This window comes from Ruegeria sp. CDSC054 (genome assembly GCF_059610645.1).
In genome coordinates this window covers 1-25,541 of record NZ_JBXWOA010000024.1, presented here as the reverse complement: position 1 = coordinate 25,541, position 25,541 = coordinate 1, and the positions used below count along the sequence as shown (strand labels likewise).

22 protein-coding genes and 1 tRNA gene are annotated in these 25,541 nt (G+C 57.2%); 16 read left to right on the top strand and 7 right to left on the bottom strand.

Annotation, left to right across the window (positions count from 1 at the left end; all coding sequences use genetic code 11):
• The 3 genes from AC2FGC_RS23440 (at position 1) to AC2FGC_RS23430 (ending at position 1,603) form a co-directional block, all read left to right on the top strand.
• Positions 1-77 (top strand) — tRNA-Met (locus tag AC2FGC_RS23440).
• A 268-nt stretch (positions 78-345) separates the two neighbouring features.
• Positions 346-756, top strand: a complete 411-nt coding sequence (locus AC2FGC_RS23435) for a hypothetical protein (protein WP_496783595.1) — start codon at positions 346-348, stop codon at positions 754-756.
• 79 nt (positions 757-835) lie between these two features.
• Positions 836-1,603, top strand: coding sequence for a DUF3658 domain-containing protein (locus AC2FGC_RS23430; protein WP_496783593.1), 768 nt, complete (start codon positions 836-838; stop codon positions 1,601-1,603).
• A gap of 197 nt (positions 1,604-1,800) precedes the next feature.
• On the opposite strand, the gene AC2FGC_RS23425 is transcribed toward AC2FGC_RS23430, so the two are convergent.
• On the bottom strand, positions 1,801-2,754 hold the full coding sequence (locus AC2FGC_RS23425) for an SDR family oxidoreductase (protein ID WP_282169977.1): 954 nt from the start codon (positions 2,752-2,754) through the stop codon (positions 1,801-1,803).
• 160 nt (positions 2,755-2,914) lie between these two features.
• Between AC2FGC_RS23425 and AC2FGC_RS23420 the strand changes: the two genes are divergently transcribed.
• Positions 2,915-3,805 carry an AraC family transcriptional regulator gene (locus AC2FGC_RS23420; protein WP_496723427.1) on the top strand — a complete coding sequence of 297 codons (891 nt, stop codon included), beginning with the start codon at positions 2,915-2,917 and terminating at the stop codon, positions 3,803-3,805.
• A 411-nt stretch (positions 3,806-4,216) separates the two neighbouring features.
• On the opposite strand, the gene AC2FGC_RS23415 is transcribed toward AC2FGC_RS23420, so the two are convergent.
• The 5 genes from AC2FGC_RS23415 to AC2FGC_RS23395 all read right to left on the bottom strand — a co-directional run bounded on the left by AC2FGC_RS23415 (position 4,217) and on the right by AC2FGC_RS23395 (position 10,173).
• Positions 4,217-5,611 carry an alpha/beta fold hydrolase gene (locus AC2FGC_RS23415; RefSeq protein WP_282169975.1) on the bottom strand — a complete coding sequence of 465 codons (1,395 nt, stop codon included), beginning with the start codon at positions 5,609-5,611 and terminating at the stop codon, positions 4,217-4,219.
• 658 nt (positions 5,612-6,269) lie between these two features.
• Positions 6,270-6,872, bottom strand: coding sequence for an amino acid synthesis family protein (locus AC2FGC_RS23410; protein WP_058272677.1), 603 nt, complete (start codon positions 6,870-6,872; stop codon positions 6,270-6,272).
• 13 nt (positions 6,873-6,885) lie between these two features.
• On the bottom strand, positions 6,886-8,985 hold the full coding sequence (locus tag AC2FGC_RS23405) for a CoA transferase (protein WP_282119694.1): 2,100 nt from the start codon (positions 8,983-8,985) through the stop codon (positions 6,886-6,888).
• Positions 8,982-9,716 (bottom strand): alpha/beta fold hydrolase, encoded by a 735-nt coding sequence (locus tag AC2FGC_RS23400; RefSeq protein WP_234416763.1) that lies wholly within the window; start codon positions 9,714-9,716, stop codon positions 8,982-8,984. Before AC2FGC_RS23400 ends, AC2FGC_RS23405 begins: the two co-directional genes overlap by 4 nt.
• Positions 9,717-9,774: 58 nt before the next feature.
• Positions 9,775-10,173 carry a RidA family protein gene (locus tag AC2FGC_RS23395; protein WP_282119696.1) on the bottom strand — a complete coding sequence of 133 codons (399 nt, stop codon included), beginning with the start codon at positions 10,171-10,173 and terminating at the stop codon, positions 9,775-9,777.
• A 142-nt stretch (positions 10,174-10,315) separates the two neighbouring features.
• Here AC2FGC_RS23395 and AC2FGC_RS23390 point away from each other — a divergent pair, with 142 nt between their 5' ends.
• From AC2FGC_RS23390 to AC2FGC_RS23375, 4 genes are read left to right on the top strand one after another with little or no spacing between them, the layout of a single operon-like run.
• A complete protein-coding gene (locus AC2FGC_RS23390; RefSeq protein ID WP_282119697.1) occupies positions 10,316-11,797 on the top strand; it encodes an aldehyde dehydrogenase in 1,482 nt (493 codons plus the stop codon).
• An 11-nt stretch (positions 11,798-11,808) separates the two neighbouring features.
• On the top strand, positions 11,809-12,849 hold the full coding sequence (locus tag AC2FGC_RS23385; RefSeq protein ID WP_282119698.1) for an LLM class flavin-dependent oxidoreductase: 1,041 nt from the start codon (positions 11,809-11,811) through the stop codon (positions 12,847-12,849).
• A gap of 4 nt (positions 12,850-12,853) precedes the next feature.
• Positions 12,854-13,657, top strand: coding sequence for a carnitinyl-CoA dehydratase (locus tag AC2FGC_RS23380; protein ID WP_108862257.1), 804 nt, complete (start codon positions 12,854-12,856; stop codon positions 13,655-13,657).
• A complete protein-coding gene (locus tag AC2FGC_RS23375; RefSeq protein ID WP_282119699.1) occupies positions 13,654-14,604 on the top strand; it encodes a 3-hydroxyacyl-CoA dehydrogenase NAD-binding domain-containing protein in 951 nt (316 codons plus the stop codon). The genes AC2FGC_RS23380 and AC2FGC_RS23375 overlap by 4 nt, the downstream gene beginning before the upstream one ends.
• On the opposite strand, the gene AC2FGC_RS23370 is transcribed toward AC2FGC_RS23375, so the two are convergent.
• A complete protein-coding gene (locus AC2FGC_RS23370; RefSeq protein WP_496726481.1) occupies positions 14,601-15,644 on the bottom strand; it encodes a GlxA family transcriptional regulator in 1,044 nt (347 codons plus the stop codon). The two genes, AC2FGC_RS23375 and AC2FGC_RS23370, sit on opposite strands and share 4 nt — an antisense overlap.
• Positions 15,645-15,776: 132 nt before the next feature.
• Here AC2FGC_RS23370 and AC2FGC_RS23365 point away from each other — a divergent pair, with 132 nt between their 5' ends.
• The 8 genes from AC2FGC_RS23365 (at position 15,777) to AC2FGC_RS23330 (ending at position 24,953) form a co-directional block, all read left to right on the top strand.
• Positions 15,777-16,667 carry a beta-keto acid cleavage family enzyme gene (locus tag AC2FGC_RS23365; RefSeq protein ID WP_058272684.1) on the top strand — a complete coding sequence of 297 codons (891 nt, stop codon included), beginning with the start codon at positions 15,777-15,779 and terminating at the stop codon, positions 16,665-16,667.
• Positions 16,660-17,661, top strand: coding sequence for an ABC transporter ATP-binding protein (locus AC2FGC_RS23360; protein WP_282119701.1), 1,002 nt, complete (start codon positions 16,660-16,662; stop codon positions 17,659-17,661). Before AC2FGC_RS23365 ends, AC2FGC_RS23360 begins: the two co-directional genes overlap by 8 nt.
• Positions 17,662-17,739: 78 nt before the next feature.
• A complete protein-coding gene (locus AC2FGC_RS23355) occupies positions 17,740-18,846 on the top strand; it encodes an extracellular solute-binding protein (RefSeq protein WP_058272769.1) in 1,107 nt (368 codons plus the stop codon).
• A 62-nt stretch (positions 18,847-18,908) separates the two neighbouring features.
• Positions 18,909-19,757, top strand: a complete 849-nt coding sequence (locus tag AC2FGC_RS23350) for an ABC transporter permease (RefSeq protein WP_058272685.1) — start codon at positions 18,909-18,911, stop codon at positions 19,755-19,757.
• On the top strand, positions 19,754-20,551 hold the full coding sequence (locus AC2FGC_RS23345; protein ID WP_108862254.1) for an ABC transporter permease: 798 nt from the start codon (positions 19,754-19,756) through the stop codon (positions 20,549-20,551). Before AC2FGC_RS23350 ends, AC2FGC_RS23345 begins: the two co-directional genes overlap by 4 nt.
• Positions 20,552-20,563: 12 nt before the next feature.
• The gene (locus AC2FGC_RS23340; RefSeq protein ID WP_199913573.1) at positions 20,564-21,724 is read left to right on the top strand and encodes an acyl-CoA dehydrogenase family protein; all 1,161 of its coding nucleotides are present in this window, start codon (positions 20,564-20,566) and stop codon (positions 21,722-21,724) included.
• Positions 21,721-23,811, top strand: a complete 2,091-nt coding sequence (locus tag AC2FGC_RS23335) for an acetate--CoA ligase family protein (RefSeq protein ID WP_496783591.1) — start codon at positions 21,721-21,723, stop codon at positions 23,809-23,811. Before AC2FGC_RS23340 ends, AC2FGC_RS23335 begins: the two co-directional genes overlap by 4 nt.
• On the top strand, positions 23,808-24,953 hold the full coding sequence (locus AC2FGC_RS23330) for a serine hydrolase domain-containing protein (protein ID WP_282119703.1): 1,146 nt from the start codon (positions 23,808-23,810) through the stop codon (positions 24,951-24,953). Before AC2FGC_RS23335 ends, AC2FGC_RS23330 begins: the two co-directional genes overlap by 4 nt.
• Positions 24,954-25,541 lie beyond the last annotated feature (588 nt).

Genomic DNA, 25,541 nt, shown 5'->3' with positions numbered 1-25,541 from the left:
CGCGGGATGGAGCAGCCCGGTAGCTCGTCAGGCTCATAACCTGAAGGTCGTAGGTTCAAATCCTACTCCCGCAACCACTTGGGTCGAACAAAGTACCGAACAAGCCGCCGCAAGGCGGCTTTGTTCATTCTGGGCTAGGCTAATCATCGCTGCCAGTGCACCGTCCAACTCGATCTGCACGCCATCCCGTTCATGTTGGATCGTAACACGTTCGATCAAGCCCCGAATGATCTCCAATGCCCCTGTGCGGATCGACCGATCGTAAGCGTTGCATCTGACCCCCTAAAGCGCACCTGATCAAAACTTGCTCGAAGTTCTATGATGCCTGAAAAGGACACAGGCAGAATGAACGCATACATCCCAAACAGCCTAACTAGCGATAAGAAGATCGGCGATGTCTTCTATGCATTCGGCTATTCTATCCCAGTTTCGAAAACCGGGAAGAAGCTCTGGCCGGCGCAATTTAAGAGAACAATTGTCTACAAACTAATGACCGATGAGTTGACCGCCAACCCAACGCTGACCAGGACGACGAACAGAACAAACCACCAATATTCTGATCTCTGCGCGCGGCCCGAAAACACGACATATTTGGACAGGCAGGTCATGACCGATTGCGTGAAACCCATTGTAAAACCCCTCGTTTTGCTCTGGCAGTCCTATATTTACATCTTGAAAGGCTTACGAAAAACAGCGGCAGTGCAAGTTTCATGTGCAAGTGGAAAAATTCAGACTGGGAAACTGCGCGGAAAATGATTTACTTCAAGCTGCGTGCCCCCAAGCCGGGACGTGTCCCCTGACAACCCAAATCGCGCTCTTAAGCCAAAGGTAACCAATGTCACAGCCCGCATATCTACATCTGGTTTTGGGAGGAAGTGCCGGAGGTTGTCTACGCGCGGCAGTTGCAACTTACGGCCTGACAGGGCACGTGGATGTGTTCGATGATGATCTGAGCCACGGGCCTTTGAACGACAAACAATCGCGGGCGGCATATTTCAGAGAGCTTTTCCAAAACTATGGCCAGTTGCCTGACGATCCCTTTCCGTCACTAGTCGATTTCGACCGGATCTCGGCCCATTTGACGCAGGATCTCACGCCGGAAGTTTGCATATGGGCGGGTGAGAATGCATCAGAGCGGACGTTTTTGGAGATGGCATGTCATGGCCTGCGCCTTTTCAAAGGTTCGGTGACCCGAGTTGGAACGACTGGCTTAAAGTCACTGCCGTATATAGGTCCGCAAACTCCGGCTTTACTGGCGAGCCTTTTTGATCAACGCGAAGCGGTAGACCCGGTCACAAGAGCAACGCTTTCTTCTGATTTTCTGCGCCTGCGAGACAGTGGTGCTACACTGCGTATATGGGAAGCAGGCAAGAGCGTCGATGTTTCCGACAATCTCTATGACAGTCTACTTTTATCATGCTGTGCAACAAACTGGACACCTGCTGCGCGCGTTGTCGGTACGGCCATGGGGCGATGCGACGAACACAACTTGTTGGGTGATGTGTTCTTATCTGGGAGGCTTCAGCATCTGATCATGCAAGGTATGATTGAGGCATCTGGCCCTCAAACAAGCCTGCGAGACTTTGACGTGCGACGTAGATAACGTTGCCGAACGTTACAGCAATACTTACGTTCAAAGAGGCGGAGGCTAATTGACTGGAGTTAGGGGGAATTGAGCATTCTTTGGAGCCTAGGGCCGTCTTTCAAAAAGCGACCCTTACTGCGCGCTGCGATCATATTTCCGCGTCCTTTAGGCTGAACCGATCTGCATTTGCTTTGCCGGTTCCGGTGGCAATGGGATCAGAGGTTCCACTCGAACCCAACTGCTTTTTCGGACACCTCCCAGAGACGCGACATAACAGCCTTGTCATGGGCATGCGCGTTCAGTGTGCCTTTGCCGACCGGGCCGACCGCTTCCAGACGGCCCGTCGGTCCATAAAGGGCGCGCTGCGCGCTCAGAGCCTCTTCGGTGGCACACATGACCTCAGGGTATGAGCCTTGTTCTGCGGTCTGGACCATCGGCGTCTTGGTCATCAGCCACCAGATGAAACGCATTGTGCGGCTGCCGCTTGTTGTGATCAGAGACGTCGCCGATGAGCCGGGATGGCAAACGTAGACCTCAACATAGGTGCGCCGCGCCGCGGCCAGACGGTCCTGCAGTTCGTAGGCGAACATCATCTGCGCCAGCTTGCTCTGCGAATATGCGGCGTTTGCGCCGTAGCCCTCACCCCAGTTCATGTCATCGAACTTGATTGTTTTGAGACCCATGTTGTAGCCGAGGCTCGCAACGACCACGATCCGGCCCTTGCATTCCGCGATGCGGTCAAAGAGCAGACCATTGAGCAGAAAATGTCCGTAGTGGTTGGTGCCAAGCTGGCTTTCGAACCCGTCGACGGTCAGCTTGCGCGTCGGCACCTGAGCGATGGCCGCATTGTTGATCAGCGCGTCGATCCGAGGCACCGTCTTCAGAACTTCTTCGGAAGCCTCGCGCACGTTATCCAAAACGGACAGGTCCATGCGGATGAAGCTCACATCTGCTTTCGCGCCGAATTCCTGTTTCAGGTCCGCGATTGCCGCCTCTGATTTCTCGGTAGAGCGGTTCAGCATGACCACCTTGGCGTTTTTCTTGAGAAGGATGCGCGCGGCCTGAAAGCCTGCGCCAGCGTTTGCACCGGTGATGATGTAGGTTCTGCCCGACTGGTCGCCGAGGCGCTCGGGTGTCCAACCTTTAGGTCCGAATGTCGTATCTGCCATATTCTATCTCCTTCCAGCCTTGGCCGGCGGTTGTGGTGTTATTGCTTGAACGCACAGATAGAATCTGACTGGGTACAGATACAGGCGATATCCTCTCGATTATTTGCCCAATCGTCTCAACCCCGTTGCAAAGAAGAAAGTTCCCTGCCAGCTTTAGTGCATGAGCAAAGACCAGATCAAAAACCTTGTCGAGCGCCGTCTGCCAGATGCAGGCCTTGTTGATACCGCACTAAGGGGCGTCCAGCTTTTCCGGGTGACCGAGGCGGTGCCTTGTGTTCCTGCCGTCTATGAGCCCACGGTCGTGGCCATTCTCAGTGGCGCCAAGGAAGCCGTACTGGACGGACAGCATTACGTGTACGGAAGCGACAAATACCTGCTTTGCCCCATGACTTTGCCGGTCGAAGCAGGCGCACCACGAGCTTCTGAAAGGGACCCGCTACTGGGAGTCATGATCACATTAGATCGACGCATGATGCGAGAGCTTACGATGGAGATCGAGGCCGCCACTGGAGGACGTAGACAGCCGCAAGGGAATGCGCCTTCGGCTTTGGAACTAGCGTCCTGGGATGTCGGTTTCACGCAGGCACTGTGGCGGCTTCTCGAGTTGCTCGACAATCCGGTTGACCTGGAGGTGCTCGGACATGGGCGACTGCGCGAGTTGTATTACGCGGTTCTCATGGGCGAAGCTGGGGCGGCGGCAAGACGGGCCTATGGCGTCGGCAACGAAATCGCGCGAACAATCGACTACCTTTCAACCCACTTGAACGAACAGGTCACCATTGACGACATGGCCGACCACGTTGGTATGAGCCGCGCGGTCTTCCATCGGCGCTTCAAGGAAGCCACGACAATGTCTCCGATCCAGTTTGTCAAATCGATGCGGCTGAACAACGCTGCGATGAAGATTGCGGAAGGAAAGACCGTGTCGGAGGCGGCATGGGATGTGGGGTATCAAAGCTCCTCTCAATTCAGCCGCGAATTTAAGCGGATGTACGGCCAGTCGCCCCGGCAATGGAGCAACGCGACGCAGGTGCCTCAACGATTGAACTGAGGGGCGCCTGTCACTGCAGGCTTGCAGCGAATGTCCGGAAAGCGGGCTGCGACTACAGCAATCTAGTCCATAGTTGAGCGACCGGTTTGGGCCGAAAGCGCCAGTTGGGCTGAACAGTGCGAACGGCAGAAAAGTCCGCGTTGCAGACATTCGCGACAACTTGCTTGAACGTCTACTTTCGCGGGAAGCTGCATCGGATGTGGGGCGATTAAATCACGGTGCGCATCCCAAACCCGATGATCCGCATTCTATCCATGAACAAAGACCACCGACTCTCCCTCGACGTCTTGGGCGTAGGAGAGCCTGACTGCATTTATCGCAACTCTGTGTTCCATTAATCTGGCGAAGTACTCTTGTTGCATTTGTTTTGAGAGAAATAGCGCCAGACCCGAAGGCACTTGGAGCAATAATTCAGCTGTGTTCAGCCAAGAAAGCCAAGGCGTCCCTCTCAAAACGCGGCCATTCCGGGTCGTTGTCAGGGATGGTATGGTTCGAGCTTTCGTAGGCGATGAACTTCGCGTTGGGTAATCCTTTTGCAAACAACCGTCCTTGTTCGACCGGCTGCATCCTGTCACTCGTCCCATGACAAACAAGGCACGGCACTTCGACCTCGGACAATATCGGTGTGATATCGATGTTATCAATCACGCCGCGATACCGCCCCATGTTTTCGGGTGAAATCATCTTGCGCATATCTTCGGCATATTGCCGCCGTTCTTCTTGGCTCGCGCCCGGCACGATGATTTGCGCCATTAAATCACGCAGAGACGGATAATCATCATCCCACCCGGCAGTCATCATTTGCTTAATTGCGTTGGCGCGTTCCACATCTTTTTGCGACGTTCTTTTTGCCCGACCAATAGGGAACCCACCTATCATTACGATCGCAGACACACGGTCAGGTCGGCGCGCTGCGAAGGCAGCTGCCACTGCGGACCCCTGCGATATCGCAAGGATCGGCGCGCGTTTGATACCCGCTGCGTCGAAAACGGTTTCCAAGTCATCAACGAACCGTTCGAACGTGCAAGTTTCTGCATCCCAGTCGGATAGACCGTTGAGCCTGGCATCAAAACGGACCAAACGATGTCGTTGAGCGATGGAAGTGTAAATTGGAGCTTTCCCCGGATTGCGCCAGTCAAGTTCCAAGTGTCCAATCCAACTTGGCGCCTTTACGACCGGAGGACCGTCCCCAACTGAGCTCCAGGCCAGACTAATGTTGTCGTTAGTTTTGCAATAACGAATTTCCTGTGTTTTGGCGAAGTTAGCGCGCGATTTGGACACATGTTCATCGGTGAAGTTGATCGACAAAACTTCGATCGGCTGTTCAATGCCTTTGAACGTGTGAAGCCCTTCTCGGCGCAAACGTTTGGCATAGTCCGCTCCGGCAAGATCACAAAGTACCTTTGAGACCAGAATGCCCCCGGGTTCAGCTGCCGATTGGAGCCGCGCAGCGATGTTGACGCCGTCTCCGAAGATATCGTCGCCATCGACGGTGACGTCGCCGACATGCAAACCCGCTCTAAGCTGGATACGTTCCGGAACCAAATAGGGATGGTCTGGCTCTCTTAGCTCGGTTTGGATCGCAATTGCCGCTTCTAGGGCGTTTCCTGCTGACGGAAATTCAATCAATGCTCCGTCGCCCAACAGTTTGACCACCCGGCCAGATTTTTGCTCAACGATCGGCGTTACCAAATCGCGGTACAAGGTGTTCAGTGTTTTGAGAAGTAGCTTGGAGCCGCCCTGCATCATCCGACTGAAGCCGACGACATCGAGAGACACAATTGCAGCAAGACGACGTTGACTCATGGTTACTTCCCGCAAGTTGGCTCGAAAACACTACCACGTTCATAGACTGTTAGAACCGGCAACATGCCTAATAACTGTAAACGTGCAGTGGAATGATCGGTAACTAAGATCTCGAATTGACCAAAGACCGTGGAAGCGATCATTAAAAAGGTATGCCTATCCGTTTTCTCAGGGAACGGCGGGTTTGTCCGCATACCGGTCGTTTGCTGCAACTTGCTTGAATGTCCACTGTGCGGACGAAGCTGCCGGATGCTGTCGCCGCAAACATCGCGCCTCCTCACCAACAAAATCACCGGAGAGTTCGCGGCACTGCAGCGCGATTTCCCGAAAGCGGACGTTCAAGTCTACCAAATCGGGGCAACTCAAAATCGGTCGTTCGCTGCGCGAGCATCGAGCGTCTGAGTTGCGGACAGACCTGCCGTTAAGTTTTTCGCTCTCAATGACCGCTTCATGTGCTTTGCACCCGCAGCGAAAAGCACGTCGGGCTAAAGTGGCCTTTCGCTGCGAGGGCGATGGGCAACTATCGAGCCACCGAAGCCGACGTTCGCCTTTTTATTCATAGCTTGGGAAATTCCCACTAGGGTAGTCCAAACCCACCTCTATAGTTTGGGCGAGGTCATTGCACGCCTTGGTTTGATCGCGTGCAGATCGCGTCTGCTCAAACACCGGCAGGGTTCTCTACGTCGCGCCCCAAGGCTGCAAGATCAGAATATCGATCTCCGATACGATGATGTGGACGTCCTCGGGTCGCGGCCCCCAATGCGACGACAAGTTCATTCACATCAGGTGCGTCATAGATGGAAAACTGAACGGTCAGATAATGCGAGCGCCGACCCGTATCATGTTTGTCCATCAACGGGATCTGGATCTGGGTGTTTGCCGGTCCGCGCGTGTTAGTGAAACCAAGATAGCTTTTGGCATCAACGGCCTCGCGGTAGAAATTGCCAAACTGCAAAGTGTGGATCAGCGCCGAAGCGTGCTCCACTTCGCAGCTGGTTCCGGCGATGCAGGCTTTTCCGTAGGCCTCTATTGCGTCGCCCGAACCTGCCAATGTAATCAGGCGATCGGTCAGCATTTTGCCCAGAACGGGAGCCATGCGCTGGATCTCTGGCTGCAGGTCTTCGACGAACCCACGCCCCGCCCAGGGGTTTTCCACTACGGCTGCCACTCCGATCATGCGCAAGACAGGGTCAGAGGCACGTCCGCCTTCGGTATGGATGTCTTCGTCAAATGTAATGACTTTGCGCAGTTCGGGTATCATGGGAATTCTCCTGTCAGATGTGATATTTGTGATTTCCGGACAGTCTGTGCACAACGCCTTCGACTTCGGTTCCCTGATATATGCCGAAGGTGCCATGCCGGTGCTCTTGCGCGTATCTGCGCAAGAGAGAACGCTCGGCATCGTCGGACACCCGCGACAGTGGCAAGATATCAAGGGAGAAAAACGTCAACCCGGTATCGGCATCGCCCTGCACGCGCGCGTGATAGACGATGCGTTGCGCACCCGTTTCCGTGACCTGATAGACAGCATAAAGTTGCGTCAATTCTGCCTTCATCAATTCATCGCCCAGAGCCTTGAGTAAGGCCTGTGTCGAGGACGCGGATGGCAGCGTCACACTTCCGTCAGCCTCTTCTTTCAGCAGCAACCCGCCTTCGTGTGCCAAAACAGCCGCGATTGTCACATCACCTTTGGTTGCTGCTTCGGTCACCGCACGGTCCAACCCAAGATCAAAGTATGCGCCCTTGTAGTACCCCAGAGGATCCCCATCGGATGTCTCGAAGTCGAGCACACAACCAATAAGGATCAGATGATCCCCTGCATCCACCAGCCTATGTTGCGCGCAGCCAAAGCTGGCAAGGGCACCATCGATAACGGGCATGTCTTGCGCATTGGGATGCCATTTGACGCTGTTGAACTTCTCTGGCGACTGCGAGGCAAAGAGGCCCGAAACCTCCTTTTGATCATCTGCCAGAATGTTGACCGTGAAATGATCACAGGTTGCGAATGTGTCGCAGGAAAGTGCAGCCTTGCCGATGCAGACCAGCAAGAGTGGTGGGTCGAGCGAGACAGAAGAGAAGGAATTTGCCGTAAAGCCACGCGGCGTGCCGTCAGACTGGCGGGTCGTGACAACCGTGACCCCCGTGGCGAAACGCCCAAAGGCGTCGCGCAGGGTGCGCTTGGTTTCCGGTGCCATGGGTGATGAGGTTGGCGTCAGGGTCTCAAGCACGTCATTGTCCGCCCCCAGAGCGGGTGGCGGGTTCAATGTCCCATGCCCGTGCGCGCCAAAGCGCAGCGGGTTGGCGGCAACCGTCCAGGGCCTCGTTTCAGCATCCGGGCCGTGCACCTGTGTGAGCATTTTACGAGCCTCGATATGGGGGTCGCGGGCAATGTCCTGAATGGTGTTTAATGGGCCAAAGGGAACCTCACCGCCCAGTGTTTTGGTCAGCTCAGCTTTGCTCAGCTTTGAGAACCAGCCTGAGACCAGGCGGTCAACCTCACCCGCGTGGGCAGCCCGTGCGCTGCGCGAGGCAAACCGGGGATCAGTACCAAGGGCAGGCTTCCCCATCAGCTCAGTCAAACGGCGCCAAAACGCATCGTCGACGATGCCAAGCGCCACGTGCCCGTCCGCTGCCGGGTACAATCCGAACGGGCTGAGAAAGGGGTGCCCGTTGCCTTCGGGCCCCGGCACCTTGTCGGTGTAATCATGAAGGTAGACCATGCGCTCGCACAAAGAGATCATGGCGTCGTACATGGCCACGTCGACGAACTGTCCTTTGCCGGTTGCTTCCGCCTCGCGCAAGGCGGCCATGATGCCAAAAGCCATCATCATGCCGGTGAAGATGTCGCCGACGCCGGGGCCGGTCTTGGTGGGGCTGTCGGCGTTCGGCCCGGTGATGGACATCAATCCGCCCATAGCTTGCGCTACCACGTCATAGGACGGCCAGTGCGCATATGGGCTTGTCCCTGTGCGCGGATCGCCAAATCCTCTGATTGCCGCATAGACGATTCTTGGGTTCAGCTCGGCGAGTGTTTCATAAGAAAGGCCCAGGCGATCCATCACGCCGGGCCGAAAGTTTTCGACAATGACATCCGCAGTGGCGGCAAGCGCGCGAAACTGGTTCTTTCCCCCATCTGATTTCAGGTCCAGTTGGATGCTCTTCTTGCCGCGGTTCAAACTGACGAAGTAACCGGCCCAGTTGTGATCGGGATCATCGTCGCGGAATGGGCCATTGCCACGGCTCGTATCGCCCGTACCCGCTTCGATCTTGATCACCTCTGCACCGTGATCCGCAAGGTGCATGGTGCAGTAAGGGCCGGATAACATGCGGCTCAGATCCAGCACGCGCAGACCTTTCAGGATTTGTGTGCTCATATGGCCATTTCCAGACCATCAAGAAAGCCGCGCAGGGGGGCGTTCACGGCGTCGGGGTTTTCGGCCAGCGCCATGTGACGGAGACCCGAAAGGATAACAGCCTTTGATTGCTCAATCTCTGCGGCTATGGCGCGGGTCATTTCGGGGCCGTTGCCATAGTCTTCGTCGCCGGTGATCACCAGTACAGGACAGCTGATGGGCGGCGTTGGGGCCACGATTTCGTCGATGCCATCCGCCAATACACGATAGATCGTGTGATAAATGCTAATGTCGTTTGCCTTTACCCAGCCGCGCACGGTGTCCATCATTGCCGGGTTGGCCTGTCGGAAATTTGCCGTAAACCAGCGTTCCAACGCGGCCTCCACAGTGGCTTGTGGTCCGTCTCGGCGGGCTTGATCGACACGTTTTAGAATAGCAGCCTGAGCCGCATCGGTGCGTTTGTGGGGTGAGTGCAGGATTGCCAGTGCGTCCGCCCTGGCCGGACGGTCCTGCGCAAACCGACGCGCGATCATGCCGCCAAGGGAAAACCCCACCAAGGTCGCTGAGCGGACATCACAGTGATCCAGTAGGGCCGCCAGTTGATCCGAAAACAGCGATAGACTCGGCCTCGCGGGCGGCGGTGTACTTTGTCCATGTCCGAAAAGGTCATAGTGCAGCACGCGGTATTGATCACTCAGCGCGGGGGTCGTCCACTGCCAACAGTCATGGTTCAGACCCAGGCCGTGGATCATCACCACGACCGGCCCAACCCCAGGCCCAGCCCAGCTGTAGGCAGTACCATCAGGCGCCTTAAGCATCGTCTAACGGGCGGTAGGCGACCACCTCGACCTCTACCCGGACATCGACCAGCAGATCGCTGACCACCGCCGACCGAGTGGGCGGTTCTATTGGAAAGTACTCCCCGTAGACCGCATTGAAACCGGGAAAGTCGCTGCGATCCCGCAACCAAACCATCGCTTTGATCACATCATCGCGGGTGCAGTCCGCCAGCGCCAGCGTGGCGGTGATGTCATCCAGCACGGCGCGGGTTTGCTCCTTTACCGTGCCGGTGGTCATAGGCGCGCCATCTTTCATGGGGATTTGCCCGGTCAGATACACAAAATCACCCGCCCGTATGGCACGCGACAGGGACAAGACCCGCCCGCCAATTTCAAGCGGGCCGCCAATCACTTGCTTTTTCTTCGCCATAAATACGGCCTCCATTGCGGCAAGCCTGCCTTGATCCATCAAAAGCGCTTTCAGATTTTTCGACAACCTTTGTCGTAATTTCGTGCACATGTGACGCAAAAGCGGAGATGAATGAGAGGGTAACAGAGGGGGGATGCAGGCCATGGGTGAAATCACCAACTACCAAATGCTGATCGACGGACAGTGGTGTGATGCAGAGGACGGCGGCACCTTTGACAGCGTGAACCCCGCTGATGGCAACGTCTGGAGCCGTGTGCCCGAAGCGACCGAGGCTGACGTGAACCGTGCAGTTGAGGCCGCACATGCCGCATTCACAACCGGACCCTGGGCAGGCATGACGCCGACGCAACGGGGCAAGTGCCTGCGCAAGCTGGGCGATCTGCTGGCGGAACATTCAGAAGCATTGGGGCGCACGGAATCCATTGATACCGGCAAGATGCTAAAGGAGACCCGCTGGCAGGCGACGTATATCGCCGAGTTCTTTCACTTCTTTGCAGGCTGTGCCGACAAGGTCAGCGGCGAAACACTGCCCATCGACAAACCCGACATGTTCGTCTTCACGAGGCGTGAACCCCTTGGGGTGGTGGCTGCCGTGGTGCCGTGGAATTCGCAACTGTTTCTGGTGGCCGTCAAGATTGGCCCGGCGCTTGCGGCTGGCAATACCGTCGTGCTGAAAGCCTCTGAACATGCCAGTGCGGCGATGCTGGAGTTTGGTAAGCTGATTGAAGAGGCGGGCATTCCCCCCGGCGTCGTCAACATCATCACCGGCCATGGGGAGCCCTGCGGCCGTGCGCTCACAGGTCATCCGCTCGTGGCCCGTGTGTCCTTTACCGGAGGGCCAAATGCCGCGCGGCATGTGCTGGAGAACGTCAAACGAAATTTTGCCGAAGTGTCGTTGGAATTGGGGGGCAAATCCCCGTTCATCGTCTTTGACGATGCCAATATCGAAAGCGCTGTAAACGCCTCTATCGCGGGCATCTTTGGCGCCACGGGGCAAAGCTGTGTGGCTGGGTCACGGCTTTACCTGCACGAAGACATTGCCGATCAATTCCTTGAGCAGATGACCGCGCTGGCCCGCCAGATCGTGATTGGGGACCCGCTGGCGGATGAGACCCAGATGGGGCCATTGTGCACCACCGGACAGTTAGAGCATATCCAACGAGAAGTGGCGCATGCCCAAACAGAAGGCGGCAAAGTGCTGGTCGGCGGCAAGCAGCCAAAGGGGATGTCTGGCCTGTTCTATGAACCCACGATCATCGAAGTCCCTCGTCAGGATCTGCGCATTGTCGACACTGAATTGTTTGGCCCGGTTCTGTCGGTGCAGCGGTTCAAAACCGAGGAAGAGGTGCTCGCATTGGCCAATGATAGCGAACATGGGCTGGCAGCAGGTATCTTTACCCGCGACAGCGCGCGCTCCCTGCGCATGGCGGGGGCAGTGCGTGCCGGTATCGTCTGGGTGAACACCTATCGGGTGGTGTCTCCGATTGCGGAGTTCGGGGGCAACAAAGGATCGGGATATGGCCGCGAAAGCGGGTTCCAGGCGATCTACGACTATACCCGCCCAAAGACGATCTGGATGAACACGTCTGATGAACCGATGGCCAATCCGTTTGTAATGCGTTGAGGGAGAGAACAATGAAATTCCAACTTGCCGTGAACATGGAGCGGATCGACGACAATCTGGACATGCAGGATGTCGCCCGTCACACGCTGGAGATGGTGCAGATCGCCGAAGAGGGTGGGTTTGATATCGTCTGGGCCGCCGAGCACCACGCGTTGGAAATGACCATCGCGCCAAACCCTTTCCAGATCCTTACTTGGTGGGCTGCCGAAACCAGCCGCATCCGTCTGGGCACGGCCGTTGCGACGGCGGCCTATTGGCACCCGATCAACCTGGCGGGCGAAGCGGCGTTCACCGATCTGATCACCGGCGGGCGGTTGGAATTCGGCATCGGTTCGGGGGCCTATCAGCGCGAGTTTGACCGAATGAGACCGGGGCTCAAGCAATCTGATGCCTGGCGTTACATGCAGGAAATGCTGCCTGCGGTGCGTGAGCTTTGGAAGGGCGACTACGAACACAACGGGGAATACTGGCAATTCCCGACCTCGACCTCAGTGCCAAAGCCGCTTCAGAAGGAGGTGCCGGTCTGGGTCTCTGCGCGCTCACCCATCACCTATGACTACGCTATGCGGGAAAGGTGCCATGTGAACTGCTGGCCGTTCACACGTCCCTTTGCAGAGGCCGAACTCTACAAGAAACAACTGGATGAGGCGATTGAAAAGGCCGACAACGGCTGGGTGCCACGCTTCGCCTTGATGCGCCATTCATGCGTTTATGACAACGCAGCCGATGGTGAAAACGCGATGCGGGCGATCCGCCGCCTGCTGAGCCAGTTCGAAAACCTGTTTCGCAATCTGGGCGATGTGAAGGACGGCTTCCCCGCCTCCATCCCGCTGGATGAACTGGAGGGACGGGAACAATACGACCCCGTGATGTTGGAGGAGAACTTGATGTTCGGTTCTCCCGACCGGGTCATCGAAAAGCTGAAGCGCTATCAGGCGCTGGGTGTGAATGAGTACATCTATTACGCCTCCATGGGGCTCGATCACGCTTCACAACAGAAATCCCTGCGCATGTTCGTCAACGAAGTAATGCCAGAATTCAAAGAGGGATAAACAGATGTCAGACGGCGTTAAGGTTCACCGCGAGGGTCATGTTCTGGAAGTCACGCTGGAGCGCGGCAAGGTGAATGCCATTGATGTGCCCACGTCACAGGCGCTGGCTGCAGCCTTTCAGGAGCTGCACGAAGACAAGGATCTGCGCTGCGCGATCCTGACCGGTGGTGGAGAGAAGATATTCTCGGCTGGGTGGGACCTAAAGGCGCTCAATGACGGAGAGATGCAGCTCGATAATTGGTGGGAGACCGATGACTACGGCTTTGGCGGCTTCACCGGGCTCACTGAAAACTGGGCGCTGAACAAGCCCGTAATTGCTGCGATCAATGGGTTGGCCATTGGTGGCGGGTTCGAGATGGCGTTGGGGTGCGACCTGCTGATCGCCGCCGATCACGTGGAATTCGGGCTGCCGGAAATGCCCCTAGGCATCGTGCCGGACGCGGGCGCGCTGCAACGATTGCCGCGCCGCATTCCGCACAACATTGCGATGGAGATGTTCTTGCTGGGCCGCCGCATGACCGCGCAGGAAGCAGCGCACTATGGGCTGGTCAACAAGGTGGTGCCGAAAGAGCAGTTGATGGATGCTGCGCGCGAATGGGCGGCTTCGATTGCCTGGTCGGCACCGCTTGCGATGCAATCCGTCAAAGAGGTGCAGCGCGAAATCGAATGCGTGCCACTGGAGCAGGCGTTTCACAAGATGCGTACGGACCCGATGCCGATCTATCGCAAGATGCTCAAATCAGATGATGCTGCCGAAGGGGTGGCGGCTTTCGTGGAAAAGCGCGAACCCAACTTCAAAGGTGAATGATGTATCCTGATCCTATCAGCGTCACCCGCATCACCAGCATTGGCGCGGGCCCAATTGGCGGCGGCTGGGCGGCGCATTTTCTGGCCCGTGGCTATGATGTGACGGCCTATCTGCATGACACCAGTGAAACTGAAGCATTCCATTCGATCCTCAACACCGCCTGGGGCAGTCTGACGGATCTGGGGCTGGCTGAGGGCGCGTCTTTGGACCGTCTCCGCATTGTCACCGACCTTGAACAGGCGCTGGAGGGTGCGCAGTTCGTGCAGGAAAGTGCACCGGAGCGGTTGGAGATCAAACAATCGCTTTACGCACAGATGGGAGAGGTGCTGCCGCCTGACGTTGTCATCGGCTCCTCAACCTCCGGTCTGACAATGAGCGAGATCCAAGCCAAATGCGCGACCCCTGAACGCTGCGTGATCGGACACCCGTTCAATCCGCCCTACCTGCTGCCGCTGGTCGAGATTGTGGGCGGTGACAAAACTGCGCCGGATGCCGTGGTATGGGCCGGGAAGTTTTACGAAATTGCGGGCAAAGCGCCGCTGTTGATGAAAAAAGAAATCCCCGGCTTCGTCGCGACGCGCCTGCAAGAAGCGCTCTGGCGCGAGGCCTTGCACATGGTTGCCAATGGCGAGGCGACGCCGGAAGACATCGACATTGCCTTGATGAATGGGCCTGCGCCGCGCATGGTGTCCCAAGGTCAGTGTATGGCCTTTCACGTGGCCTGTGGCGCGGGCGGCATGGCGACCAATCTGGATCAGTTTGGCCCCGCGCTAAAGCTGCCCTGGACTCGGCTGGAGGCACCAGAACTCACCCGAGAGCTGCGTGGCCGCATGGTCGATGGTTGCAATGACATCGCCGGAGATCGCCACTTTGAGGATATGGCCGCGCAGCGCGATCGAGAGATTGTCGCAGTGTTGCGCGCGTTGCGCGAGGCGCGGTTGGATTAGGGACGGCCCGGAATCTCCTTAAGCGTTGAAAGGAAATCTGACAGGGAACCGGGCCAACTCGGCGCCGGTTCATTTGCAGGCCATGCCTCTCGGTATTCCGAAGGGCGGCGACCAAAGAATTTGCCAAAGGAATAGGCAAAATGGGACAGGGTGTTGAACCCTGACGCGGTGGCAATCTCGCGCACGCTGAGATCGGTGGAGATCAGCAGCAACCGCGCATTCTGCAACCGTCGCAACAAACCGAACTGCACCACAGTGCAACCGACGTGTTTCTTGAATTTCCGCTCTAGCTGTCGCTGCGAGACATCCAGCTTATCAGCGATCTCCGGCACGCTGAGCGGTTCTTCTATGTTCCCTTCGATCAGCGTCATCGCCTCACGCACCAGCGGCAGCATGGTCTCCGTGCTGCGCCCCATGGTGGACCGCTGTGACGCACCCGCGTTGCGGATCGGGTGATGCAACATTTGATCGGCAATTTCGCCCGAAAAGCCACTGCCATGGGTGCGCTCGATCAAACGAAGCATTAGATCCACGCCCGCGAGCCCACCCGAGCAGGTCATGATCTTGCCCTCGATGGTGAACAGGCATTCCTGCACATCCACCCGGTTAAAGCTTTCGCGAAAACCGCTGAGCCAGGACCAGTGGATCGTCGCCGGCTTTCCGTCCAACAGACCCGCCCGCGCGACAATATAGCAGCCAAGCTCAACCCCGCAGATACTGCTCCCCGCCCGCGCGCGCTTGCGCAGCCAAGCGGTAAGCGCGCGGTTATCGTAATGCTCCGTCCCCCAGCTGCCCAAAACAAAAATGTAATCCGCTGGCGGCAGGTTGTCCTGCTCTGCTGAAACGCGGGTTGTCATGCCATTGCTGGCCACGATTTCAGTGCCGTCAAAGGACACGATGTCCCAAGAAAACAGGGGCTCTGCCGAAAGATAATTCGCGATCCGCATCGTTTCGGTCATGGTGATCAATGTGGTTATGTTGAACCGTGGGACCACCACAAAAATGGCATGATGCACAGCGCGGGGCGTCTGCTGGGTCATGTCGATTTGCATGAGCTAAAGTCCAGATTGCATAGTGCGATTTTTCGCCAGCATAGCCGAAAGACTGTCGGATAATCGACATCTTTCTTACCCTTTCCCGCGTCAAGCTGAAAAAAATAGGGGGTTTGCCAGATGAACTATGAGGTTGTCCTGACTTGCGCCGTGACTGGCGCGGGCGATACCACGGGCAAAAGTCCGCATGTGCCCGTCACGCCGAAAGAGATCGCTAATGCGGCGATTGAGGCGGCCAAGGCAGGGGCCTCCGCCGCGCATATTCACGCGCGTGATCCCGAGACGGGCCAAGGCTCACGCGACCCGAAGCTTTTCAAGGAAATCGTGGACCGGGTGCGCGACAGTGACACCGATGTGGTGATCAATGTGACCGCCGGGATGGGCGGCGACTGGATCTCGGACCCGGCCAACCCAGCGATGCCGGGCCCCGGCACGGACATGATCGGCCCCGAGGAACGGCTCGCTCACATCAAGGAATGCTTGCCCGATATATGTTCACTGGATTGCGGGACACTGAATTTCTCTGACACGGACATGATCTATATCTCTACCCCGCCAACACTGCGGCGTATGGCGGCATTGGTGCAGGAATGGGGGGTGAAGCCGGAACTGGAAGTCTTTGACCTTGGCCATATCCGCTTCGCCAAGGCGATGGTGGATGAGGGGCTGATTGATGCGCCTCCCATGTTCCAGCTTTGTCTGGGCATTCCCTGGGGCGCGGATCAGACCGTCGAAACCATGGCTGCCATGAAAGCGCAACTGCCTGCCGGGGCCAGCTGGGCCAGCTTCGGGATTGGACGCGGTCAAATGCCCATGGCAGCGGCCTCTGTCGCGTTGGGTGGCAATGTGCGCGTAGGGCTGGAGGACAACATCTATTTGGAGCGCGGGGTTCTGGCGACCAACGGCCAGCTTGTCACCCGTGCCCGCGAGATCATTGAGCGCATGGGGGGGCGTGTGCTGACCCCGCAAGAGGCGCGCAACAAGCTGAAGTTGAGAGGCGCGGATGGCTGACCTCGCCGATACAGGCAGTTTGCAGGTGCGTAATGTCTCGAAACTGTTCGGGACATTCCGGGCAGTCAACAACATCAGTCTGGATATTCAGAAAGGTGAGTTTCTGACTCTGCTGGGCCCCTCGGGGTCGGGCAAGACCACGCTGTTGATGATGATCGCGGGGTTCCTCGATATCTCTGAAGGGGACATTGCGCTGGATGGGTCCTCCATCGCGCAAACCCCCGCGGAAAAACGCAATTTTGGCATGGTATTTCAGGGCTACGCGCTGTTCCCCCATATGAGCGTGCGAGACAACATCGGATACGCCTTGAGTGTGCGCAAACGTCCCACGTCAGAGATTAGGGCGCGGGTCGACGAGATGCTGGAATTGGTTCAGCTGCAGGATTTCGCGGACCGCAAGCCGGGGCAGCTGTCCGGCGGGCAGCAACAGCGCGTCGCGCTGGCACGTGCGCTGTGTTTTGCGCCACCGGTGTTGCTGTTGGACGAACCGCTTGGCGCGCTTGACAAGAAACTGCGGGTCGAGGTGCAGGAGCAACTCAAGGATATTCACCGCCGAGTTGGCACGACCTTCATCTACGTCACCCATGATCAGGAAGAAGCGCTGTCCATGTCGGACCGCATCGTGATCATGCGCGACGGGGCGATTGAACAGATTGGTACGCCTCAGGAGCTCTATGAGCGGCCAGTGAACCAGTTCACGGCCAGTTTCTTGGGCAAATCCAACTTCATTCAGCAAGACGGCAAAACTTACGCCCTGCGTCCCGAAAAAATCGACCTGCGCAAAGGCGCGGGCCATGCGGAGGCACAGACGAGTGGGGTGGTGCGCTCTATTACCTACTTTGGTTCAATGCAGCGCGTCATCGTGGATGCCAGCGATGGTACCGAAATCGAAGTGGACATCGATGTCTGGCGCAACAGCGAAGCCTTGAACGAAGGCGATACCGTGGACCTGTTGTGGAAAGACGAAGCTGCTGTGGAATTACAAACGGGCTAAAGCCCCAAAAACGTGTGCCGCCAAAAGGTGCCATTGAGCAAAAGTCCGGGAACTCCCGAACCCAATAGGAGGATGAAAATGCACGATAGACAATTCAAGAAAGAGATGCTGCAAGACAGCGCGCAGGCCTACAAGAAAGGCCGCATGGATCGCCGCACGTTCCTGGCGCTTTGTGGTGCCTCGGGCGTGGCGATGAGCGCCGTGATGGCAGGTGATGCCGAAGCCGCTGCTGATCACGTGGTGATGTGGAACTGGGGTGGCCAGTCTGAAGAATGCCACGGCTCCGCCATTGGCGATGCCTTCACCGCCAAGACTGGCAAGGGACTGAAATTTGACACCTCCGGCCCTCTGGAAGGCAAGATCAAGGAAATGGTCGACAGCGGCAATGTCACTGCCGACGTTGCGGACGCAGACCTTTTCAATGCCGTGTCCCTTGGGCCAACAGGCCATCTGGAACCAATTGATTACTCTGTTGTTTCCAAGGAAAAGACCCTGCCAGGCTATGCGCTGGAATATGGGGTTTCGATCATCCTTTATGGCTATGCCTTTGTCTATGACACCGAAGCCTATGGCGATAATCCCCCGCAGAACTGGGCGGATTTCTTTGATACCGCCAAATTCCCGGGCATGCGCTCGCTGTACAAATGGGCCAATGGCTCGCTCGAAGCAGCACTTATGGCGGATGGCGTTGCGGGCGATGCGCTTTACCCGTTGGACATGGATCGCGCCCTCGCCAAGATCAAATCGATCAAGGACAACAGCCTTTACTGGGGCTCAGGGTCCGAGGCGCATTCCATGGTAGTGAATGGCGAAGTCTCGCTCGGCATGGTCTGGCAGAACCGGGGACGTAACATCGAAAATGACACCGATGGGCGCTACAAGCTGGTGAACAATCAGGCCATGGCGATGCCGGGGGCCTATATCGTGCCCAAGGGCAACCCCGCAGGTGCGGCCGTAATGGACTTCATCGCCACAGCGCAAGAGGTGCCTGCACAGCTGGCGCTGCTTGATTGCCTTGGTATGACGCCCTCTAACCCCGAAGCCTTCGGCCAGATCCCCGAAGATCAGCAGCCTTATGCGATCACCTCGGCAATGAACATCGACAAAATCGTTTATAACGATCCCGACTGGTGGGGGAAAAACGGCGGTGATGCGGTGAACGCCTTCCTTGAGGCGATCAGCTAAACACGCCTGATAGCCGCCCGTGTCTTCCTGCGGGCGGCCATCGATTTGGCCCAGGACATTTCATGCAAGCCTTCACCCGACATATCCACCCCGGCTGGCTGATCATCGCACCTTTGATGCTGATGGTCATAGCGCTCTATCTGGGGCCGATCCTGAACATCCTGTGGCTCAGCGTCACGGACCCGGAACCTGGATTGAGTAATTACGCCAAACTGGCGGAAAGCGATGCGCTGATCCGCATTGTCTGGACTACGGTGCGCATCTGCATCATCACCACGATGTTCAGTGTCACGCTGGGCTATTCCATCGCCTATGCCATGGTGCACTGCCACCAACGCCAGAAGAACTATATGCTGACGTTGCTTCTTGTGTCCTTTTGGATTTCCATCCTTGTGCGCACTTTTAGCTGGCTGATGCTGCTGGGGCGCAAAGGGTTGGTGAACGGTACGCTGGAAAACATTGGACTGATTGCCGAGCCCATCGCCTTTATGCGCAATGAGTTGGGCGTGCTGATCGGCATGGTGCATTACATGATCCCCTATGCGGTACTGCCACTGCTGGTCTCGATGCAATCGCTTGATACGCGTGTGATGGATGCCTCGCGCAATCTGGGCGCCAGCAGCACGCAGACCTTCTGGCGCATTTACCTGCCACTGACCCTGCCAGGGTTGGTGGCTTCGACCCTGCTGGTCTTCATCCTGAGCCTTGGGTTTTACGTCACCCCTGCCGTATTAGGCGGTGGCAAAGTGCTCATGGTGGCAGAGTACATTTCTGTGCAATTGCTGGTCACCCTGAAGTGGGGCACAGCCGCGATGCTGGCGGCAATCATGCTGACGGGCGTTCTGGCGATGCTGTGGATCATGTCGCGTTTCATGAAGCTCAGCACCGTGTTTGGGGGGGCTGCACGATGACATCAGGTCTGTTCTCCAAGTTCAACCGCGTGGGCGCATGGGTTTTGTTGCTGTTTCTGGTGACGCCCGCGCTGATCGCCATTCCCGTATCACTGACGCCAAAGCGTTTTCTGTCTATGCCAAAGGGCGAATTGTCCCTGCGCCATTTTCAAAAGCTGTTCACTTCCGAGGAATGGCTGTCGAGCTTTTTCCAAAGTGGCGTGATCGCAGTCTCGACCTCACTGCTGGCAACATTCCTTGGCACGCTCTGTGCCATTGGCCTGTGGCGGGTATCCTCAAAGTATTCCGAGCTGATGCGCGCCTTCCTGCTGCTGCCGCTGATCATCCCGCAGATCATTTCTGCCATGGCGTTCTATCGACTGTGGATCCCGCTTGGCCTGTTGGACAGCTACGCCGGGCTGATCCTCGCGCATACGATCTTGGCAGCCCCCATGGTGCTGATCACAGTCAGCGCCTCGCTGGCGACCTTTGATCCCAAATTGGAACAAGCCTCCAAGAACCTTGGTGCTTCGAACTGGACCACAATGCGCCTGGTGATCCTGCCCTCAATCAAACCGGGGGTCTTTGCCGGAGCGCTTTTTGCCTTCATTCTCAGCTGGGATGAAATTGTCGTGACGCTGTTCATCTCCAAATACACCGTCTACACCCTGCCGCGCCGCATGTGGAACGGCATCCGCGAAAACACCGATCCGACGGTAGCCGCCGCCGCTGTGGTGTTGATCGCCATCACGCTTATTGCCTTCGTGATCTTTTCGATCATGTCCCGTCGTAACGACAAGTCCGAAGCCCCATAAAGGAGGCGCCTTATGAACATGGAAGCCAGTGTTGAAACCGACCTGCTGATCAGCACCGTCCGCCGCTTTGTGGAAACAGAAATGTATCCACACGAGGAGGAAGTGGACCAGATGGGCTATGTCCCCGAAGAGATTGGCCGTCAGATTGAGGCGAAGGCCCAGGAGTTGGGACTGTTTGCCTGCAACTTGCCCGAAGAGGTCGGGGGCGGAGGCCTTGGTTACGGGCCTATGTCCTTGATTGAACGCGAGTACGGCAAGACCAGCCATGCCCTGCAAAGCTGGGCTGCGCGTCCCACGGAACTGCTCATGGCTTGCGAGGGCGATCAGCGCGAACGTTACCTTTTCCCCGCGGTGCGCGGTGAAAAACGAGAGTTGTTCGCCCTGACGGAACCGGACGCGGGGTCGGACGTAATGGGTATGAAAACCAACGCCCGGCGGGATGGAGATGACTGGATCCTGAATGGTTCAAAGCATTTCATCTCTGGCCCCTGTATGCCCGATTTTGCGATCGTTTTTGCTGCGACGGGTGCTGACGAAACGCCACGTGGACCGCGCAAACGGGTGACGGCCTTTTTGGTGGACGTTGGCACACCGGGCTTTGACTGCCGCGAAGGCACCAAATGTGTCAGCTATCGCGGCTACAAGACGTTTGAACTGCACTTCGATAATGTGCGCCTTGGTCCGGGGCAGGTGCTGGGGGAAGAAGGGCGTGGTCTTGAACTCTCTGGCAAATGGCTGGGCATGGGGCGCATCTGGGTGGGGGCGACCTGTTGTGGCAAGGCGGAGCGCATACTGGAGATGGCCACCGAATGGGCCGCGTCCCGAAAGCAGTTTGGCAAACCCATCGGGGCGTTTCAGGCCACCGGTTTCCGGCTTGCAGATGGCGCTATTGGATTGCGCGCAGCCGACCTAATGGTCAAAGACGCCGTGGCGCGTGCCGAACAGGGCGTGATGAGCGATGCGGATGCGGCGATGATCAAGGTCTTTTGTTCAGAAATGCTGGGCAAGATCGCCGATGATGCGGTGCAGATCTACGGTGGCATGGGGCTGATGGAGGAAATGCCGATCCAACGCTTCTGGCGCGACAGCCGACTTGAGCGGATCTGGGACGGCACCTCTGAAATTCAACGCCACATCATCACACGCTCCATCCTGCGGCCCCTGGGTGCATGACCCCAAAGAGACGCGCCAACTTTGAGCGGCTTCTCAAGCCGCGCTCCATCGCTTTTATCGGCGGGCGGGATGCGACCATTGCCGTAAGAGAGGCGCGCAGGCGTGGGTTTGCAGGGCAAATGTGGGCGGTGAACCCCAGGCGAACAGATCTGAAGGGGGTGCCTTGCGTGCCCTGTATCGCTGATCTGCCTGAAGCGCCTGATGCTGTCTATCTGGCCATTCCCGCAGGTGGTATTGTCGCCGCATTGGGCGAATTGGCTGAGATGGGCGTCGGTGGCGTGGTCTGTTTTTCTGCAGGATTCAAGGAAACCGGCGATGCGGCGGCAGAACAGGCGCTGATCGAGGCAACCGGTGACATGGCCCTCATCGGTCCCAATTGTTACGGTTTGATCAACTACATCGACAACGCAGCACTTTGGTCTTTCGAACACGGTGGCTGGTCACCCGGTTACGGTGCAGCGATTGTCACCCAATCGGGCATGTTTTCCTCTGACATCACCATGTCTGCGCGCTCCTTGCCACTGGCATATATGGTATCGGCAGGCAATCAGGCGGTTCTGGGGTTAGAGGACTTTCTTGACGCCTTCGCTGATGACCCGGCAGTGCGTGCTATCGGGCTGCATATTGAGGGCCTTCAAGATATTCCCGCCTTTGAACGCGCCGCCCTGAAAGCCATTGAGCGAGGCGTGGCTGTGGTTGCGCTCAAGACAGGCAGCTCTTCAATCGGCGCAGCTCTGACTGTCAGTCACACGGGATCGCTGTCGGGGTCAGACGCGCTCTATGAGGCGTTGTTTGCGCGCACGGGCGTGATCAGTGTCACCAGCCCCGCGCAGTTTCTGGAAACGCTGAAGTACCTTTGTGTGGTCGGCGCGCCCAAGGGGCCAAGCGTTGCGGGTTTCACCTGTTCGGGGGGCGGCGCGACGATGCTGGCCGATCACGCGGAAAAGATCGGGCTCACGTTCTCGGCTGTCCGCGCAACGGAGCATGCGGCCCTGGTGGATCTGCTGCCAGACATCGCAACAGTGTCAAACCCGCTGGATTACACCACACCGATCTGGGGGCAGGCCGAATTGACCTATCCGGTCTTCGTCAAAGCGATGGACGCCGTAGGGGCCGAAGCGGCAGTTCTGGTGCAGGACTATCCTGCAGAAGGGCTAGATGCCTCCAAGATCTATTACCAAAACGATGCCAGCGCCTTTGCACAGGCTGCCTGCGATCGCGGAATCCCGGCAGCGATTTGTGCGACCCTGCCGGAGAATCTGGACAAGGTCACCCGCCGTTATCTGATCTCGATCGGAGTCGCGCCGATGCAGGGCATTCACGAAACGCTCAACGCCATGCAAAGCGCCAGCATTTGGGCCGCGCGACGTAATCGCATTCTGGCGACAAGGCCGGAGCCACTGATTGCCGGAACCCCGCCTGGCTCACTCGGCATGCTGACTGAGGACGCGGGCAAGGCCTGGCTTGCAGAGCGCGGTTTCACGGTCCCTTCGGGCCGGACAACGACGGCTCAAAAAGCCGAGGTGGCCGCAAAAAAGATCGGCTATCCGGTCGCGCTCAAGATGATGTCTACCCGGCTGGCCCACAAGAGTGAGGCAGGCGCGGTTGCTCTGGGCATTGCCGATGGCGCCGCGTTAAAGCAAGCACTTGATCAAATGAACACGGCTGTCACTGCCTATGATAAGCAGGCCGTGAGCGATAGCTACCTGATTGAGGCCATGTCGCCCACGCCTGTTGCAGAGATGATTGTCACCTTGCGCAATGACCCGCAGTTTGGCGCAGCACTGGTGCTGGGCAGTGGCGGAGTTTTGACCGAACTGGTTGGGGATGCCACAACGGTCCTTCTGCCCTCCACGCAGGACGATATCGCCAGTGCTCTGAAATCGCTCAAGATTTTTCACCTGTTGGAAGGCTTTCGAGGCCGTCCACGCGCCGATATAAACAAGGTGGTCACCGTGCTGAACGACCTTTGTGATGCTTTCCTGCAGGTCCGCGAAAAGGTCAGCGAAATTGAGATCAATCCGATGTTTGTCTATGCTGACCACGTTGTCGCCGTCGACGCGTTGATCCACGAGAATTGCACATGAGCAGGTTGAAGGTAGCCCCCAACCCCGATCTGACCGTGGGGCCAGACAACAAGCAGCGTTGGAATCAGCCTGCCCACCGCCGCCATGGATTTCACAACGCGCACCGCCTGTTCCGACGCACCCTGATGGTGCGTTCGCGAAATGTGTTGATGCTCGAAGAGGCCCACCAGGACCTGACAGCAACCGTGCCCGCGTTGGCGGACCTTCTGGCACATCCCGCCTTCTCTGCGTTTTGCTGCCTACGGGACGGGCAGGTGATCATGGAACAGGCCGCACCAGATTTTGGGACAGACCGACCGCATTCGATCCAATCCATTACAAAACTGCACATTCACCTGATTATGGGACAGTTGATCGGCCAAGGGTTCGTCTCGCCTGACGCAAAGGTTGCACAGTATTTGCCCGATATTGGATCTGGCTACCGCGAGGTTAACGTTCAGGCTCTCCTGGATATGGCAGTCAGCAATGATTTTACCGAAGACTATGATGACCCGCATGCGGATTGCTATGATGAAGAGATTGCCCTGGGCTGGCGCCTACCCACCGAGGATCAGGAGGAAATCTCGCTCAAGGACTTTGCTTCCAGAATTAGGGGGTTCAGAGAGACAGAGGCGCGAACAGTAGCGGAGTACAAGTCGGCCAACACAGATGTGCTGACATTGATCGCAGCGCAGGTTTGCCCCGTCCCACTTACAGCACAAATTGAACGGATTGCAGATGCCGTTGGTTACGAGGGCGCCTTTCACATCAGCCTGAGCAAAGATGGTTTCCCTGCCTTTTCCGGTGGGGGTTGCCTGAGTGCTCGGGATCTCGCACGGTTTGGCCTATTTCTTGCGCGCGGCGGTCTTGATCTGTCTGGAAACGCATGTGCCAATGCAAATTTCCTCCGCCAAAGCCTGACCCGCTCAGCACCATCTCTGACACCGCCAAAAGAATGGCTGCGCTACTCCAACCATATCATGACCGACGGACGGGTGGTTGCGCATGCCGGTTACGGTGGCCAGTTCCTGATGGTGGACACGGTCACTGGCACGTCATGCGCGTTCCTGAGCGTTCTCGAAAACGACGCCGGGTATGATGACACCTTCATGAGCAACGTCGCGCAGGTTCTGCGACACGTCTGCTGCGCCGAAACCGCATAGGATTCAGGTATAGTAGCAAATGTCTCGCGCCATCTTTTCCAAGTTCGCCCGTTATCATAAATGACATCTGGAAGAACACTTTTCCTGACGCAGCGCGTGTGTATCCTTCTGTTTTCAGGCTACCTCTTGCGAAGCTCTGAGATTCATGAACGAACGACCGGTTCGTTGAAATCAGAAATTTTTTGGGCATCACAAATGAATGCCCGGTAATGTGCCGCCTTGATTGGAGCCAATGTCGGCTTTCCGCGATTCCAAGCCATTGGTGCGAGGTGCAGCATCCGGTATTCTTGGGCTCTGAGCCGTCGATCAGCCCGGTTTGTGCGAAGGGTGGCTTGTGGAAGACGAATGTCAGCACGATTGGCCAAGCCGATGAAATCGCCGGGTCATCTCGTTTTTCCTAAAGTCTGCTTACGGGAACAGGCTCAACCTTCGACCGCTGCACTGCCGCATGTCTGCTTCGAGCCCAATCTGCTCATTCATGAAAGGTGCGGCATCCGTCACGAAGGGCGGGAAGCGGTTCTCTGATCGCGGTATTGTCAAGGGCGTTGGATTTGTTGTCCGCCGGGGTCTTGGTTCTCTCCGAAGTCA

Excerpts from the sequence above, each read along its gene's own strand:
- AC2FGC_RS23435 (WP_496783595.1), top strand. The coding sequence starts at position 346 with ATGAACGCATACATCCCAAACAGCCTAACTAGCGATAAGAAGATCGGC.
- AC2FGC_RS23430 (WP_496783593.1), top strand. The coding sequence starts at position 836 with ATGTCACAGCCCGCATATCTACATCTGGTTTTGGGAGGAAGTGCCGGA.
- AC2FGC_RS23425 (WP_282169977.1), bottom strand. The coding sequence starts at position 2,754 with ATGGCAGATACGACATTCGGACCTAAAGGTTGGACACCCGAGCGCCTC.
- AC2FGC_RS23420 (WP_496723427.1), top strand. The coding sequence starts at position 2,915 with ATGAGCAAAGACCAGATCAAAAACCTTGTCGAGCGCCGTCTGCCAGAT.
- AC2FGC_RS23415 (WP_282169975.1), bottom strand. The coding sequence starts at position 5,611 with ATGAGTCAACGTCGTCTTGCTGCAATTGTGTCTCTCGATGTCGTCGGC.
- AC2FGC_RS23410 (WP_058272677.1), bottom strand. The coding sequence starts at position 6,872 with ATGATACCCGAACTGCGCAAAGTCATTACATTTGACGAAGACATCCAT.
- AC2FGC_RS23405 (WP_282119694.1), bottom strand. The coding sequence starts at position 8,985 with ATGAGCACACAAATCCTGAAAGGTCTGCGCGTGCTGGATCTGAGCCGC.
- AC2FGC_RS23400 (WP_234416763.1), bottom strand. The coding sequence starts at position 9,716 with ATGATCCACGGCCTGGGTCTGAACCATGACTGTTGGCAGTGGACGACC.
- AC2FGC_RS23395 (WP_282119696.1), bottom strand. The coding sequence starts at position 10,173 with ATGGCGAAGAAAAAGCAAGTGATTGGCGGCCCGCTTGAAATTGGCGGG.
- AC2FGC_RS23390 (WP_282119697.1), top strand. The coding sequence starts at position 10,316 with ATGGGTGAAATCACCAACTACCAAATGCTGATCGACGGACAGTGGTGT.
- AC2FGC_RS23385 (WP_282119698.1), top strand. The coding sequence starts at position 11,809 with ATGAAATTCCAACTTGCCGTGAACATGGAGCGGATCGACGACAATCTG.
- AC2FGC_RS23380 (WP_108862257.1), top strand. The coding sequence starts at position 12,854 with ATGTCAGACGGCGTTAAGGTTCACCGCGAGGGTCATGTTCTGGAAGTC.
- AC2FGC_RS23375 (WP_282119699.1), top strand. The coding sequence starts at position 13,654 with ATGATGTATCCTGATCCTATCAGCGTCACCCGCATCACCAGCATTGGC.
- AC2FGC_RS23370 (WP_496726481.1), bottom strand. The coding sequence starts at position 15,644 with ATGACCCAGCAGACGCCCCGCGCTGTGCATCATGCCATTTTTGTGGTG.
- AC2FGC_RS23365 (WP_058272684.1), top strand. The coding sequence starts at position 15,777 with ATGAACTATGAGGTTGTCCTGACTTGCGCCGTGACTGGCGCGGGCGAT.
- AC2FGC_RS23360 (WP_282119701.1), top strand. The coding sequence starts at position 16,660 with ATGGCTGACCTCGCCGATACAGGCAGTTTGCAGGTGCGTAATGTCTCG.
- AC2FGC_RS23355 (WP_058272769.1), top strand. The coding sequence starts at position 17,740 with ATGCACGATAGACAATTCAAGAAAGAGATGCTGCAAGACAGCGCGCAG.
- AC2FGC_RS23350 (WP_058272685.1), top strand. The coding sequence starts at position 18,909 with ATGCAAGCCTTCACCCGACATATCCACCCCGGCTGGCTGATCATCGCA.
- AC2FGC_RS23345 (WP_108862254.1), top strand. The coding sequence starts at position 19,754 with ATGACATCAGGTCTGTTCTCCAAGTTCAACCGCGTGGGCGCATGGGTT.
- AC2FGC_RS23340 (WP_199913573.1), top strand. The coding sequence starts at position 20,564 with ATGAACATGGAAGCCAGTGTTGAAACCGACCTGCTGATCAGCACCGTC.
- AC2FGC_RS23335 (WP_496783591.1), top strand. The coding sequence starts at position 21,721 with ATGACCCCAAAGAGACGCGCCAACTTTGAGCGGCTTCTCAAGCCGCGC.
- AC2FGC_RS23330 (WP_282119703.1), top strand. The coding sequence starts at position 23,808 with ATGAGCAGGTTGAAGGTAGCCCCCAACCCCGATCTGACCGTGGGGCCA.